General features: G+C 74.5%; 12 protein-coding genes. 4 read left to right on the top strand and 8 right to left on the bottom strand.

Translation table 11 applies throughout. From position 1 onward, the window contains the following. Positions 1 to 79 precede the first annotated feature (79 nt). A complete protein-coding gene (locus ACFWAR_RS12220) occupies positions 80 to 934 on the bottom strand; it encodes a phosphotransferase enzyme family protein (RefSeq protein ID WP_385775913.1) in 855 nt (284 codons plus the stop codon). Positions 935 to 1098: 164 nt separating this feature from the next. On the opposite strand from ACFWAR_RS12220, the gene ACFWAR_RS12215 reads away from it, so the two are divergent. Next, complete coding sequence (locus ACFWAR_RS12215) at positions 1099 to 1668, top strand: DUF1697 domain-containing protein (protein ID WP_385775911.1); 570 nt, start codon at positions 1099 to 1101, stop codon at positions 1666 to 1668. A 47-nt stretch (positions 1669 to 1715) separates the two neighbouring features. On the opposite strand, the gene ACFWAR_RS12210 is transcribed toward ACFWAR_RS12215, so the two are convergent. Continuing rightward, a complete protein-coding gene (locus ACFWAR_RS12210) occupies positions 1716 to 2165 on the bottom strand; it encodes a hypothetical protein (RefSeq protein WP_385775909.1) in 450 nt (149 codons plus the stop codon). Between the two features lie 116 nt (positions 2166 to 2281). Between ACFWAR_RS12210 and ACFWAR_RS12205 the strand changes: the two genes are divergently transcribed. After that, positions 2282 to 6229 carry a HEAT repeat domain-containing protein gene (locus tag ACFWAR_RS12205; RefSeq protein WP_385775907.1) on the top strand — a complete coding sequence of 1316 codons (3948 nt, stop codon included), beginning with the start codon at positions 2282 to 2284 and terminating at the stop codon, positions 6227 to 6229. A 208-nt stretch (positions 6230 to 6437) separates the two neighbouring features. On the opposite strand, the gene ACFWAR_RS12200 is transcribed toward ACFWAR_RS12205, so the two are convergent. Next, entirely contained in the window at positions 6438 to 7286 is an 849-nt protein-coding gene (locus ACFWAR_RS12200) for an aldo/keto reductase (RefSeq protein ID WP_385775905.1), read from the bottom strand. 44 nt (positions 7287 to 7330) lie between these two features. On the opposite strand from ACFWAR_RS12200, the gene ACFWAR_RS12195 reads away from it, so the two are divergent. Together ACFWAR_RS12195 and ACFWAR_RS12190 are read left to right on the top strand one after the other, a co-directional pair. Next, the gene (locus tag ACFWAR_RS12195; RefSeq protein WP_385775903.1) at positions 7331 to 8332 is read left to right on the top strand and encodes a ketopantoate reductase family protein; all 1002 of its coding nucleotides are present in this window, start codon (positions 7331 to 7333) and stop codon (positions 8330 to 8332) included. Then, positions 8329 to 9006: an HAD family hydrolase gene (locus tag ACFWAR_RS12190; protein WP_385775901.1), complete on the top strand. Its 678-nt coding sequence runs from the start codon at positions 8329 to 8331 to the stop codon at positions 9004 to 9006. Before ACFWAR_RS12195 ends, ACFWAR_RS12190 begins: the two co-directional genes overlap by 4 nt. Here the strand turns inward: ACFWAR_RS12190 and ACFWAR_RS12185 are convergent. From ACFWAR_RS12185 to ACFWAR_RS12165, 5 genes are all read right to left on the bottom strand, one after another. After that, a complete protein-coding gene (locus ACFWAR_RS12185) occupies positions 8952 to 9710 on the bottom strand; it encodes a sirohydrochlorin chelatase (RefSeq protein WP_385775899.1) in 759 nt (252 codons plus the stop codon). The two genes, ACFWAR_RS12190 and ACFWAR_RS12185, sit on opposite strands and share 55 nt — an antisense overlap. A 7-nt stretch (positions 9711 to 9717) precedes the next feature. Next, a complete protein-coding gene (locus ACFWAR_RS12180) occupies positions 9718 to 10620 on the bottom strand; it encodes an ABC transporter permease (protein ID WP_385775896.1) in 903 nt (300 codons plus the stop codon). Beyond that, positions 10607 to 11431, bottom strand: a complete 825-nt coding sequence (locus tag ACFWAR_RS12175; protein ID WP_385775894.1) for an ABC transporter ATP-binding protein — start codon at positions 11429 to 11431, stop codon at positions 10607 to 10609. The genes ACFWAR_RS12180 and ACFWAR_RS12175 overlap by 14 nt, the downstream gene beginning before the upstream one ends. A gap of 36 nt (positions 11432 to 11467) precedes the next feature. Beyond that, a complete protein-coding gene (locus ACFWAR_RS12170; protein WP_385775892.1) occupies positions 11468 to 12601 on the bottom strand; it encodes an aliphatic sulfonate ABC transporter substrate-binding protein in 1134 nt (377 codons plus the stop codon). A 217-nt stretch (positions 12602 to 12818) separates the two neighbouring features. Beyond that, on the bottom strand, positions 12819 to 14165 hold the full coding sequence (locus ACFWAR_RS12165) for a sulfate adenylyltransferase subunit 1 (RefSeq protein ID WP_385775890.1): 1347 nt from the start codon (positions 14163 to 14165) through the stop codon (positions 12819 to 12821). Position 14166 lies beyond the last annotated feature (1 nt).

The following is a 14166-nucleotide window of genomic DNA, read 5'->3' as shown; positions in this document are numbered from 1 at the left end:
CTGCGTGCCGCGTCTCCGTCACCGTAAACGAAAGACAATGCGAAAACAAAGCCGATGGAATTGAATATCGACCGGGCGGTCAGAAGGGGTACCAGCGGACCTCGGTATCGCCGTCGCGCAGCGAGGCGACCCGGCGGCGGAATTCCGCCAGCGCCTTCGGGTTGGTCGGGGCGTGTTGGGAGACCCAGGCGCAGCTCGCCGTCTCCCGCGCCCCGCGCAGCAGCGCGCAGCCGTCCCAGGCGCGCACGTCCCAGCCGTACGCCGTCACGAAGGCGTCGTAGGACTCCTCGGGCAGGCCGTACCGGTCGCGGGAGAGGGCCATCACCACCAGGTCGTGCTCCCGCAGGTCCAGGGCGAAGGTCTCCAGGTCGACCAGGACCGGTCCGTCCGGGCCCACGTGGACGTTGCGCGGCAGCGCGTCCCCGTGGATCGGCCCCGGGGGCAGGTGCGGGACGAGGGCGGCGACCTCGCTCGCGAAGCCGTCGCGGCGGGCGCGCAGGTAGGCCGCGTCCCGCGGGTCGATCGCGTCACCGGCCAGCCGCAGCCACCGTTCCACCCCGCCCAGCAGGTCCCGGCGGGAGAGGTCGAAGGGCGGCGCCGCCACGGCGTGCACCCGGCGCAGCAGGGCGGCCAGATCGGCCGGACCGGCCGGACGCACCGGCTCCGGGAGGCGGTGCCACAGGGTCACCGGGTGGCCGTCCACCAGCCGCGGTGCCGGCTCGGCCGCCCGTACCGCGGCGATCCCGACCTCGGCGAGCCAGCCCGCCACCGCCAACTCGCGCTCCGCCCGGGCCACGAGCGCGGGATCCCGGCGGCCGACCTTCACCACCAGGTCGCCGTCCGCGAACACCGCGTTCTCGCCCAGGGCGAGCAGCTCGGCCTTCCGGCCGAGGCCCGCCGCCGTCAGTAGGTCCCTGGCCCGTGCCTCGTCCATGCCGCTCCGCCGCTCTTCCCGTTCGGTCCGCACCGTCGTGAACGGGCCAAGTCTCGCATCCCGCCGTGCGGTGCCGTGACGCGCCATCAGGGGCCGCGCCCGCCGGTGCGGCGGGCCGCCCCGCCGCACCCCGCGCTGTCGGTGGCCGCCCCTATCGTTCGGGGATGAGCACACGGACGTACGCCGCCCTGCTGCGCGGCATCAATGTCGGCGGGCACAAGAAGGTCCCGATGGCCGAGCTCCGCCAGGTCCTGGCGGAGCTCGGCCACACCGGTGTCCAGACCTACCTGCAGAGCGGCAACGCCGTCTTCACCACTGACCGGACCGGCCCCGGCGCGGGGGCCGACGCGCTCGCCCGGGAGCTGGAGGCGGCCATCGAGGACCACTTCGGCTTCCGCGTCCCCTGCCTCCTGGTCGACGGGGCCCACCTGCGGGCCGTGGCCGCCGCCTGCCCCTTCCCCGCGGCCACGCTGGAGGGCAAGCAGCTGCACGTCACCTTCCTGTCCGGGCCGCCCGCCGCGGAGCGCTTCGAGGCGCTCGACGAGGACGCGTTCCTCCCGGAGGAGTTCCGGCTCGGCGACCGGGTGATCTACCTCTACGCCCCGGAGGGCCTCGGCCGCTCCAAGCTGGCCGAGGCGCTGGCCCGCCCGGCGCTGGTCAAGGGCCTGGACGTGACCACCCGCAACTGGAACACCGTCGCCAAGCTCGTCGAACTCACGGCGGAGCGCCCCTGACCGAGGGGCCCGGTCCGGCGCCACCGGGTGCGGGCCGCCGCGTGCGGCTACGGGTGCGGACCGTCCCCGGTGATCACTTCGTCCACCGAGCCCTCGACCGTGACGGACCGTTCCCCCCGGGCCCGGGACCCGGTGGCCGGGGTCCCGGCCGCCGGGTCGGGCGCGGGCGCGGGCGGGGCTGCGGGCGGCTGTTGAGGTGGGACCCGGTCGCCGGTGACGATGCGGCCCGCGTTCCCGCCGACGGCCACCGAGCGGGCACCGTCCGCGACGAGGCGGGGAGGGGGGACGGCGGCGGGGGGCGGCGGTTGCGGGGGGCGCAGGAGCGCGACGAGGGAGACGACCAGACCGGCCAGGCCGACGACGAATCCGCACACGCTCGCGAGCTTGTCGGCCGTCTCCAGGTCGCCCGTGATCACGAGTGCGCCGAGGCCCGCGGCCGTCACGGCGCCCAGCACCGCGACGCCCACCCACACGATGGTCCTCGTACGACTCGTCATGCGGGCCATCCTTCCACCGGACCCCCGCGCGCGCGGGACTTGCGCGGAATCGGATCCGTGCCCCCCGGCTCCCGACTACCGTGCGGGAAGCGTCGCCCGTACCGTCTGGAGGCCCCTTGACCGGGAACCGGGAGCCCGATCCGACCCCCCGCCGCTTCCGGTGGGGGGCGAAGGCGCCGAGCGCGGCGGAACCCGCCGCGCCGCCCCCGGACCCGGCGCGGGCGCAGGCCGAGCGGGCCGTCGCGGTGGCCGGGAACGCACACGAGGTGATCACCGGCGACGGCAACACGGTCATCCGGCTCACCACGGTCCACCACGGAGCGCCGCACCCCGGTCCGCACCCCGGCCCCACGGCCGAGCCGCCCTCCGAACGGGCCGTGGAACAGGCGGTGTCGCACTACGCGCGCCGGTTCGCCGAGGAGTACGGCGGCCTCGACCTGGAGGTCCTGACGCCCCGCAGGGAAGAGCACCTCGCGGTGGCGCTGGGCGAGGTGTTCGTGGCGCCCTCCGTGCGCGCGGACCCGCCCCCGCTGGAGCTGCCGAGGGAACTGCGCAGACGACTGGCCCTGTCCGGAGAGCTTCCGGCGGAGGACCTCCTGCCGCCCGGCGTGGACCCGGCGGACTTCGCACTGCTGCGCGACTCCTACCTGGAACGCCCCGAAGAGCCGGTGCTCGACGTCCTGGCCGGCCCCTCGGGCGGGCGGACCGTGCTCCTGGGCGATCCGGGGGCGGGCAAGTCCACCCTGGTGCGCCACCTGGTCCTCGCCCTGACCGGCGCCGGGAGCGCCGACGCTCCCGGGGCGCTGGCTGGCCGGGTCCCCCTCGTGGTGGAGCTGCGCCGGTACGCCGAGGACCCGTGGCGCCACGGCGACTTCGAGGAGTTCCTCGACCGGCAGCACCGGGCCTTCGGACTCTGCGTCCCCGGGCCCGTACGGGAACGACTGCTGTCCGAGGGGCGGGCCCTCGTGGTCTTCGACGGGTTGGACGAGTTGTTCGACCCCAAGGTGCGGGAGGAGACCGCCCGGCGCATCGCCGCGTTCGCGGCGCACCGGCCCTCGGCCCGGATCGTGGTGACCTCACGGATCATCGGCTACCGGCGCGCTCCCCTGGAGCGCGCGGGCTTCTCGCACTTCACCCTCCAGGACCTGGACGAGGAGCGGATCGAGGAGTTCGTCACCCGCTGGTACCTGCACGCCTGCCCGGACGATCCGGCGCGGGCCGCGGAACTGACGGAGCGGATCCTCCTCGCGGGCGCGGCGGACCCGGGACCGCTGCGGGAGGTGGCGGGCAACCCGCTGCTGCTGACGATCCTCGTGATCATCGGAGCCCGCGGTCCGCTGCCGGGCACCCGCAGGGGCGTGTACGAGCGCGCCGTCGAGGTGCTCGTCGAACAGTGGGACCGCGCCGCCAAGTTGCTCGGATCGACCGCACCGGCTCCCGCCGCGCGGGTGCTGGACGCGCTGGGTCCGGCCGATCGCCTGGCCCTGCTGCGCGTCTTGGCCCGTTCGTTGCAGGAGGGCGCCGCGGGGGTCGCCGGGAACCACATCCGGGCGCGCGATCTCGAACGGGTCTTCCGCGACCGCCTCGCCGGTGAGTACGGACTGGCGCCCCTGGACGCCGTGGCCGCTGCCCGGGGCATGGTCACGCAGCTGCACGAGCGCAACTTCATCCTCTCCCGCTACGGCGGCGACGTCTACGGCTTCGTCCACCGGGCCTTCCTCGAGCACTTGGCGGCGGCGGACATCGCCCACCGCTACCGGGAGGAAGGGGAGTGGACGCCCGAGGAGCTGGTCGAGCGGGTCGTGGCCGTCCGGGCCGACGATCCCGCCTGGCACGAGGTACTGGTCCTGCTCATCGGACAGTTGGACGTCACGGCGGCGACGGCGGCCGTCGACCACCTCCTGGACCTGCACGCCCGGCGCACGGACCCGGCCGACACGGGCCATGCCCTGACGGCGCTGCGGGCCCTGGCCGAGACCGGTGGGCGCGGGGTGGCCGCGGACCGCGGCGCCGCGGTCGTCGACGCCGTGACCGAGGCCCTGGACGTCCGGGGGTCCAAGGGCGGGTGGCTGCTCGCCGACGCGGCCTCCGCACTGACCTCCTTCGAGCGGTACTCGGCGGTCCGGGACCGGTTCCTGCGCTGGTACCGGCTGAGCGGCCAGTTCTCCGTGAGCGACGAGCCGGCCTGGCTGCTCGCCTTCTACCTGCGGCTCGACGAGGACGAACTGGCCCTCCTGGCCCACGGCAGCCACTACGGGGTCGACCGGGCGGTCCTCCTCTACGCACGCGGCCGCCGCCGCCCGGACGAGGGGGTCCGCGCGGCGGTCCTGCGCGAAGCCACGGGGGACGCGAACGGCCGGGGCGCCACCGAGGCCATCAGGGTGCTCGGCGAGCTGTGGCCGGACCGCGAGGACGTCCGGGCCTTCCTGAGCGACGGCGCGACCGGGGCGCCCGACCGCCACCGCCGCACCGCGGCCCTGGAAGCCCTGGCCGCGGGCCGACCCGACGACGAAGCCGTCCGCCGACTGGTCATGAGCGCCGCGGTGCACGACCCCCACCTGTTCGTCCGCAGCGACGCCCTGAGGCTCCTGGGCCGGCGCTGGGCCGACGACCAGGAGGTCCGCGCGCTGCTCGTCCGACGGGCCGGTGAGGAGGAGCCCGAGGAGAACACCCGGAGCGTGGCGCTCAAGGTGCTCGGGAGGCAGGTGCGCGAGCATCCCGACGCCCTCGCCTTCCTCCTGCGGTGCGCCGCCGACGAAGGGGATCCGGAGCGGTGCCGCGCGGCCGCGTTCTGGCTGGCCGATCAGCTGCCGGGCCATCGCGACGTGCGCGAGTTCCTGATCCGGCGGGCCGCCGAAGCCACGGACCCCGCCGTGTGCGCCGATGCCCTGACGGCGCTGGGTCGACAGGCGCCCGGCCACACCACCGTCGGTGCGGTGCTCCTGCGCGCCGCCGCGGCTCCTGCCCGGCCGCGGGCCCAGGTGGCCGCGCTGGGCGAGTTGGGCAACCACTGGGCCGGTCACGCAGGGGTCATGGAATGCGTCCTGGGGCGCGCCGACGGGGACCCCGACCCCGTGGTGCGCGTCGCCGCGCTGGGGGTCGTGGAGCGATGCTACGCGGGGCGCGAGGAGGCCCTGGAGGTCCTGCTGCGCTGCGCGGCCCCGGCCACCGAGCGGGCGGGGGCCGTGCCCGAAGCGGTCCGGGAGAAGGCCCTGGGCGTCCTGGCCGACCAGTGGGCCGCCCGGCCCGAGGTCCGCGACCTGCTCCTCGGGGCCTGTGCGCGGCGGCGCGACCCCTACCCCCACGCCGCCGTGCTCCGCGCGCTGGCGGTGCACTGGTCCGAGCGGCGGGACGTGCGCGAGCTGCTGCTCGCCGCCGCCGAGCACACGGACCGCGTCACCGCCTCGACGGCGCTGGACGTCCTGGGGAAGGACTGGCCCGACCACGCGGACGTGCGCGCCGCGGTGATGCGCGTGGCGGACCGCGACGGCGCCTGGATCGAGGGCAGTGCGGCCGTGAAACTGCTGACCGAGCGGTGGACGGACCGCCCGGACGTCGGTCCCTTCGTCCTCGGCATCGCGGCGGACCCCGCGCACCGGTACCAGGGCACGGCCCTGGAGGTCCTGGGCCGCTGCTGGGTCCATCGGGACGACGTCCGCGAGGTACTGGCGCGGGCGGCCGGCGGGAACTGCTCCGACGAGGTCCGCGGCGACGTCGTCCGGGCGCTGGGGCGGCGCTGGGTCGGGCATCCGGACGTCCGGGCGGTCCTGCGCCGGTGCGCCGGGACCGACCCGCTGCCCGACGTCAGGTTCGCGGCGCTGCGCTGGTGGGTGGTCCGGGCCCCCGACGACGAGGGGGAGGCGCTCGTCGCCGAGCGGGCCGTCGCGGAGCCCGATCCCGAGGTGCGGCGCCAGGTGCTCGGCATGCTCGCCCTGGGCTGGCCGGCGAGCCCGCGGGCCCGCGCCGTCCTGCGCGCCGGTGCCCGCGACGACGCGGACGAGCGGACGCGGGCGCATGCGCGCCGACTGCTCGGGCCGCCCCTGGCCCACGGCCCCGACGCGTGAGCGCGCGGTCGGCCCGGGAGGGGTGACACGCGCTAGGGCGTGTTTCGAAAGTATCGCCTGGCTCGCGACGCCTGGTACCGCGCCTCGCGGCGTTGTCGGAACGCCCGATTACGTCCAGTAGGCGGGCGATCCTCCGCCTTGCGATGCACGGCACCAGACGCCGCGAGCCGCGCCCTTCGGGCGCCCGGCGCTACTTTCGAAACACGCCCTAGGGGGCCAGTGCGTCCAGCAGGGCCAGCTCCGCCGGGGACAGGGTGATCGCGGCCGCGGCCAGGTTCTCCGCCAGGTGTACGGGCGAGCCCGTGCCCGGTGTCGGGCACAGCACCGGCGAGTGGTGCAGCAGCCAGGCCAGGGCGATCTGTCCGGGCCCGGCTCCGTGCGCGGCGGCCACCGCCGCCAGCGCCGCCGACCCGTCGCGGGTCAGCGCGCCGCTGCCCAGCGGGTAGTAGGGCAGGAAGGCGATCCCCTCGGCCTCGCACAGCGCGAGCACCGGCGCGGCCGAACGGTCCATCAGGTGGAAGGCGTTCTGGACGGAGGCCACCGCCTCCGTCTCCAGGGCCTGCGCCAACTGGTCGGCGCCCACGCTGTCGAGGCCGATGTGCCGGATCTTGCCCTCCGCGCGCAACTGCCCCAGCACGCCCAGCTGTTCCGCCTCCGGCAGCGCGGGATCGAAGCGGTGCAGCTGGTACAGGTCGATCCGGTCCACCCGCAGCCGCCGCAGGCTCGCCTCGCACGCCGCCCGCAGCTGCTCCGGGCGGCCCGCCACGTGCCACTCGTCGGGGCCGGTGCGCACCACCCCGCCCTTGGTCGCGATCACCAGGCCGTCCGCGTACGGGTACAGGGCCTCCGCGATCAGCTCCTCGGCCAGATCGGGGCCGTAGTTGTCGGCGGTGTCGATGAGCCCGACCCCGCCCTCCACCGCCGCGCGCAGCAGCTCCCGCGCCCGCTCCCGGTCCCCGCGCGGTCCCCAGTACCCGGGACCGACCAGGCCCCCCGTCCCGAAGCCGAGCCGGCGCACCGACAGGTCCCCGCCCAGACCGAACACCGTGTCCACCATGCCCTGACGGTAACCCAGGCGCGGCCGTGTGCCAGGCTCGTCCCATGCGTTACATCATCATCGGCGCGGGCGCGATCGGCGCCACCATCGGCGGACGACTGGCGGAGGCCGGTGGCGAGGTCGTCCTCGTCGCCCGCGGCCCGCACGCGGACGCCCTGCGGACGGACGGCCTGCGGCTCACCACCGCCGACGGCACCCGCACCCACCGGCTGCCCGTGGTCACCGGGCCGCAGGAGCTCGGCGAGCTGCGCCCCGACGACGTCCTGCTGCTGTCCGTCAAGACCCAGGACGCCCTCGCCGCGCTCGACGCGTGGGGCGACGCGGAGGTCGCCGGGGGCGGCACCGCGGCCCAGCGCCTCGCGCTGGTCTGCGCGCAGAACGGCGTGGAGGGCGAGCGCCTCGCGCTGCGCCGCTTCGACCGGGTCTACGGCCTGTGCGTGTGGCTGCCCGCCAGCTTCCTGGAACCGGGCGCGGTCTCGGCGCTGGGCAGCCCGCACACCGGGATCCTGCACCTGGGCCGGGCCGTGGGCGGCGCGGACGCGCGGGCCCGGCGGATCGGCGCCGACCTGGCGGGCGCCGGGTTCGAGGCGGTGGTCACCGAGGACGTGATGCGCTGGAAGTACGCGAAGCTGCTGGGCAACCTCGGCAACGCGATCCAGGCCACCACCGGCCCCGAACCGGACCCCGCCAAGGGCGCCCTGCTGCTGCGGGCGATCCGCGAGGCCAAGGCCGCCTTCGCCGCGGCCGGGATCGCCTACGCCCCGGAGGCCGAGGAGTCGGCGGCGCGCGAGGGCAAGGCCGTGCAGCCGCCCGGGGTGCGCGGCGGCTCGTCCTGGCAGAGCCTGCGCCGGGGCACGGGCAGCATCGAGGCGGACTACCTCAACGGGGAGGTGTCCCTGCTGGGGCGGCTGCACGCGGTCCCGACGCCCGTCAACGACGTGCTGCGGCGCGCGGCCAACATCTTCGCCCGCGAGGGCCTGCCCCCGGGCTCGATGACCATCGGGGACCTCACCGCGCTGGCCGACGAGGCCGAGGCCCGCGGATGAGCCGGTACGTCCTGTTCGACGTCGACGGCACGCTGATCGACGCGATCGACAACCAGCGGCGCGTCTGGGCCACCTGGGCCGAGCACTACGGACTGGACCCGGCCGAGACGTACCGGGTCGCGCTGCGCACCCGCCCGACGGAGACCTTCGCGGAGCTCGCGCCGGACCGGGACCCGGCGGCCTGCCTGGCCCTGCTGCACGCGCTGGAGGACGAGGACGTACGGACCGGGGCCTACGGCGCCTTCGAGGGCGCGGCGGAGCTGTTGGGCGCGCTGGCGCCGGGTTCCTGGGCGCTGGTGACCTCGAACTACGCGCACCGGGTGCGCGGCCGCTTCGAGCGGACCGGGCTTCCCGTGCCCGAGGTCCTGGTGGACGCGGCCGCGGTCGCCGAGGGCAAGCCCTCGCCGGTCCCCTACCTGCGGGCCGCGGAGCTGCTGGGGGCGGACCTCCGGGACTGCCTGGTCATCGAGGACGCCCCGTCGGGCGTGCGGTCGGGCCTCGCCGCCGGGATGACGGTCTGGGGGGTCAACACCCCGGCCCCGGTGGAGGGCGTGCACCGGCACTTCGTCCGCCTCGCGGACGCGGCCCCGCAGGTCCTCGACTTCGTGCGCGGCGCGGCTCAGGCCGACAGCGCGGGGAGCGCCGGGAGCAGGGCGGGCGCCGCCGCGTCGTAGCGGCGCAGCAGCAGCCGGGCCACTTCGGGGGCGTCGCCGAGCACGTCGGCCACCAGGTCCGCCCCGGCCGCGGCGGCGCCCGCCGCGATGCGGTCCGGGAGCCGGCCGGGGGCCAGGACGTACGGGGCCACCACGACCCGGCGGACGCCCTCGGCGCGCAGCGCCCGTACGGCGTCCTCGGTGCGCGGCAACGCCGCGGAGGCGAACGCAGGCCGCACGGCACACCAACCGGTGCGCCGCCACTCCCGCGCGGTTTCAGCGATCACTGCGATCGCCTCCGGGTCTGAGGAACCGGCGGACGCGAGCACCACGCCGGTGGTCGAACGGTCGGCCGGGTCCAGGCCGGCCTCCGCCAGCCGGCGCTCCAGGGCGCCGGTCAGCAGGGGCGAGGGACCGAGGACGTCGGCCACCCGCAGGGACAGTCCGGGCAGCGTGGCCCGGGAGCGCTCCAGCACCGCGGGGACGTCCGCCTTCGCGTGGAAGGCGCGGGTCAGCAGCAGCGGGAGGGCGACGACGTCCCGCACGCCGTCCGCGTACAGGGCCGAGAGGACCTGGGGCACGGACGGGGCGTTGAAGTCGAGGAACGCCGTCTCCACCCGCAGCCCCGGCCGCAGCGCCCGCACCCGCCCGGTGAGGGCGTGCACGGTCGCCGCGTGCCGCGGATCGCGGCTGCCGTGGGCGATGACCAGCAGAACGGGGGGCACGGCGCGGTCAGCTCTTGACCAGCAGGCCGCGGGTGCGCAGCACCCAGCGCTCCAGCGGGCTGAAGATGATCAGGTCGATCGCGATGCCCACCAGCAGGATCAGGATGATCGCGAGGAACACCCCGGGCATGTCGATGTTGTTGCGGCCGTTCTCCAGCAACTGGCCCAGGCCCAGGCCGAGGTCGGGCGAGGAGGCGATGATCTCGGCGGCCATCAGCGAGCGCCAGGAGAAGGCCCAGCCCTGCTTGAGACCGGCGAGGTAGCCGGGCAGCGCGGCCGGCATGACCACGTGCCAGGTGCCCTTGAGACCGGTGGCGCCCAGCGTGCGCCCGGCCCGCAGGAACAGCGGCGGGATCTGGTCGTGGCCCGCGACGAGGCCGTTGGCGATCGAGGGGACCGCGCCGAGCAGGATCACCGCGAACATCATCGAGTCGTTCAGGCCGAGCCAGATGACCGCGGGCGGCACCCAGGCCACCGACGGCAGGGACTGCAGGCCCTGGAGGATCGGGCCGATCGCGGCGCGCACGAACTTCACCCGGGCGACCAGCAGGCCGAGCGGGGTGCCGATGGCCAGGGCCAGCAGGAAGCCGAGCAGGCCGCGGGAGACGCTGGTCCAGATGACCTCCAGCAGCGTCCCCTTGAGCCACATGGCGGTCAGGCCGTCCCACACCGCGGACGGCGAGGGCAGCTTGGTCTCGTCGGCGACGTGCGTGGAGACCAGGATCTGCCACACGGCGAGGACCAGGCCGACGGCGATGACCGGCGGCAGGACCTTCTTGACGAGGACCTCGCGGACCGGGGTGCGGTGGGTCTGGACCGCGTCGAGCGCGTCCAGTCCGGCCTCCAGGCCGGCCAGGTCGTCGCTCGTGGGCTTGGCCGCGGCCTTCTCCGTGATGTCAGTGCTGGCCATGGCGGCGGATCTCCCCACGCAGGTGTTCAGTGATCTCGACGGACAGTTCCGCCACGTCCGGGTCCTCGATGCGGCGCGGCTGCGGAATGCCGACGGTCCATTCCTTGGCGACCCGGCCGGGCCGCGAGGAGAGCAGGACCACGCGCTGCGCGAGCCGGACCGCCTCGCGGACGTTGTGCGTCACGAAGATGACGGAGAGGTTGCCCGCGGCGGAGCCGCTGGTGTTCGCCGTCGCCCAGATGCGGGTCAGTTCGTTGTGCAGCACGTCGCGGGTGATGGCGTCCAGCGCCGCGAACGGCTCGTCCATCAGCAGCAGGCGGCTGTCCTGGGCGAGCGCCCGGGCGAGCGCCACGCGCTGGCGCATGCCGCCCGACAGCTCGTGGACGCGCTTGCCGTAGGCACCGCCGAGGCGGACCAGCTCCAGCAGCCGCTCCGCCTCCGGACGGCGCTCGGCCTTGGCCACCCCGCGCAGCCGCAGGGCGAGTTCGATGTTCTTGCCCGCGGTGAGCCACGGGAAGAGGGCGTGCTCCTGGAACATCAGGGCGGGCCGCCCGCCGGGGGTCTCGATCGACCCCGCGGACGGGGCGTCCAGCCCCGCGACCAGGTTGAGCAGGGTGGACTTGCCGCACCCCGAAGCCCCCAGGATGGTGACGAACTCGCCGGGTGCGACATCGAGGCTGATGTCGTCCAGCACGAGCTGCGAACCGGCCGGGCCGGAGAAGGACTTCGAGACGTGCTCGATCCGTGCGGCGTGCGTCGTCGACGCCGTCGCTGCGGTGCCCTCGGCAGCCTTGGCGAGCGTGGTGGCCATGGTCGTCACCTCCTGGGGATCAACTGCGCTGACGGATTACTTGGCGCCGAGACCGGCGTCGGAGACCTCGGGCTTGCCCGCGGCCTTGAGCACCTTGTTCAGGAGCGACAGGTCGTAGATGCCGGCGAGGTCGGGCTGCTCGATGAGCTTGGCCTTGACCGCCCAGTCGGACTCCGTCTTCAGCGTGCTCGCCAGCGGGTCGTCGGTGACCAGGATGCTCGGCCACGCCGGGTCGATGACCTTGGCCTCCAGCTCCTTGCCGCTCAGGGTCTTGAGGGCCGCGTTCGCGGACGCCTTCGCCTTGTCCTGGTTGGCGTTGATCCACTCGTTCGTCTTGACGGTGCCGCGCAGCACGGCCTCGACGACGTCCGCGTGCTCCTTGAGGAACTTCTGCGACACGATGATGTTCGTGATCACGAACTTCTTGTCGGGCCACAGGCTGGTCTCGTCCAGGAGGACGGAACCGCCGTCGGAGACGAGCTTGGAGGCCGTCGGCTCCGGCACCCAGGCGCCGTCGATGGAGCCCTGCTTGAAGGCGTCCGGGGTGACCTTGTTGTCCGTGCGGACGACGGAGACGTCGCCCTTGCCGGACTCCGGGTCGACCTTCCAGCCCTTCTCGGAGATCCAGTTGAGGAACGCGACGTCCTGCGTGTTCCCCTTCTGCGGGGTGGCGATCTTCTTGCCCTTGAGGTCGTCCAGGGTCTTGATCTTGTCCGGGTTCACGACCAGCTTGACGCCGCCGGAGGCGGAGCCGGAGATGATCCGCAGGTTCGAGCCCTTGGACTTCACGTAGCCGTTGATCGACGGGGAGGGGCCGATGAAGCCGATGTCGAGAGAGCCACCGTTGAGGGCTTCGATCTCGGACGGGCCGGCGTTGAAGGTCTGCGGCTTGATCGTGGTCGAGCCCAGCTCCTTGGCGATCAGCCCCTCCTGGATGCCGACGAGCGCCGTGGCGTGCGTCAGGTTCGGGAAGTAGCCGATGCGGACCTCGGAGGCCGAGAGCTTCTTCGCGTCGGCCGGGGCCGCGCTCGCCTTCGTGTCCGCGGGCTTGTCCTTCGCGGCCTCGGAGCCGTAGCCGCAGGAGGCGAGCGCCCCGATCAGCAGGGGCAGGGCGGCAGCGGCGACGACGCCGCGGCGAACGGTCTTACGGGTGGTACCGGTGGCAGGCACGGGAGGTGTTCCTCTCGTCGCGTCGTGGTCTCACGACGCGCGTCTTCGTCTATGGAGCAGGGTCGGGTACAACTCGTGGGGGGTGTGGGCGCGCATGCGGTGCGCGTACGTCATCACGCACATCGCGCCACCCCTCCCTGGCCGCTGCCGAGGGCGCCGCTGCCCACGCGGCCGCCCTCCTTCGCGAAGGTCGAGTAGATGTCGGTCTTCGGCATGCTCAGAAGTCCCACCCTTCCTCATCAGCGGGGGCCTGGTCGGCGGTCTCGGGCCGGGAGGCGAAGGCCGCCCCCGCCATGCCCGCCGCCAGTGTGGTTCCGTCGGCCGGGTCGATCAGCAGGAAGGACCCGGTACGGCGCGAGTCGGCGTAGGCGTCGAGCGCGAGCGGCTCGGCGGTGCGCACGACCACGCGGCCGATGTCGTTGGCCACCAGCCGCCCGGGCTCCGGGTGCTGGGACAGGTCGTCCAGGGTCAGCCGCGAGGGGATCTCCTTGACGATCGCCTTGACCGTGCGCGTGGTGTGCTTGAGCAGCACCCGGGCGCCCACGGACAGCGGCTGGTCGGCCACGTGGCAGACCGTCGCCTCGACGTCCTGCGTCGGGGCCGGGGCGCTCGCGCTCGGCGCGATCAGGTCGCCGCGCGAGATGTCGATGTCGTCCGCGAGCCGCAGGGTCACCGACTGCGGGGCCCACGCGATGTCGACGCTCTCGCCGAGCGCGTCGATCCCCTCGATGGTGCTCGTACGGCCCGACGGCAGGACGGTGACGGCCTCGCCGACGCGCAGCACGCCGGAGGCGATCTGGCCCGCGTAGCCGCGGTAGTCGGGGTGCTCGGCGCTCTGCGGGCGGATCACGTACTGCACCGGGAAGCGGGCCGGGCAGGCGGTGAGGTCGTGGCTGACCGGGACCGTCTCCAGGTGCTCCAGCACGGTGGGGCCGCCGTACCAGTCCATGTTCGCGGAGGGCTCCACGACGTTGTCCCCGGCCAGTGCGGAGATCGGGATCGCGGTGATCTCCGGGACGCCCAGGTCCGAGGCGTAGGCGGTGAACTCCTCCGCGATCGCCGCGAAGACCTTCTCCTCGTAGCCCACCAGGTCCATCTTGTTGACGGCCAGGACCACGTGCGGCACCCGCAGCAGCGCGGCGACGGCCGCGTGCCGGCGGGTCTGCTCGATCACGCCGTTGCGGGCGTCGACCAGCACCACGGCCAGGTCGGCCGTGGAGGCGCCGGTGACCATGTTCCGGGTGTACTGCACGTGCCCGGGGGTGTCGGCGAGGATGAACCGGCGGCGCGCGGTGGCGAAGTACCGGTACGCGACGTCGATGGTGATGCCCTGCTCCCGCTCGGCCCGCAGGCCGTCGGTGAGCAGCGCGAGGTCGGGGGTGTCCTGGCCGCGCTGGGCGGAGACCGCTTCGACGGCCTCCAGCTGGTCGGTCAGGATCGACTTGGAGTCGTGCAGCAGGCGTCCGACCAGGGTGGACTTGCCGTCGTCGACGGATCCGGCGGTCGCGAAGCGCAGCAGGGTGGTGGCCGACAGGTCGGCCAGCGGTTCGGTGGTGGCGGTCATC

Origin of the sequence: Streptomyces sp. NPDC059917 (assembly GCF_042730635.1) — a bacterium.
Lineage (GTDB): Bacteria > Actinomycetota > Actinomycetes > Streptomycetales > Streptomycetaceae > Streptomyces.
The sequence above is the reverse complement of the archived record's forward strand: the minus strand, read 5'-3'. Positions and strand labels throughout refer to the sequence as shown.

Coding starts and splice junctions, on each gene's coding strand:
- ACFWAR_RS12220 (WP_385775913.1), bottom strand. CDS start 934: ATGGACGAGGCACGGGCCAGGGACCTACTGACGGCGGCGGGCCTCGGC.
- ACFWAR_RS12215 (WP_385775911.1), top strand. CDS start 1,099: ATGAGCACACGGACGTACGCCGCCCTGCTGCGCGGCATCAATGTCGGC.
- ACFWAR_RS12210 (WP_385775909.1), bottom strand. CDS start 2,165: ATGACGAGTCGTACGAGGACCATCGTGTGGGTGGGCGTCGCGGTGCTG.
- ACFWAR_RS12200 (WP_385775905.1), bottom strand. CDS start 7,286: ATGGTGGACACGGTGTTCGGTCTGGGCGGGGACCTGTCGGTGCGCCGG.
- ACFWAR_RS12195 (WP_385775903.1), top strand. CDS start 7,331: ATGCGTTACATCATCATCGGCGCGGGCGCGATCGGCGCCACCATCGGC.
- ACFWAR_RS12190 (WP_385775901.1), top strand. CDS start 8,329: ATGAGCCGGTACGTCCTGTTCGACGTCGACGGCACGCTGATCGACGCG.
- ACFWAR_RS12180 (WP_385775896.1), bottom strand. CDS start 10,620: ATGGCCAGCACTGACATCACGGAGAAGGCCGCGGCCAAGCCCACGAGC.
- ACFWAR_RS12175 (WP_385775894.1), bottom strand. CDS start 11,431: ATGGCCACCACGCTCGCCAAGGCTGCCGAGGGCACCGCAGCGACGGCG.
- ACFWAR_RS12165 (WP_385775890.1), bottom strand. CDS start 14,165: ATGACCGCCACCACCGAACCGCTGGCCGACCTGTCGGCCACCACCCTG.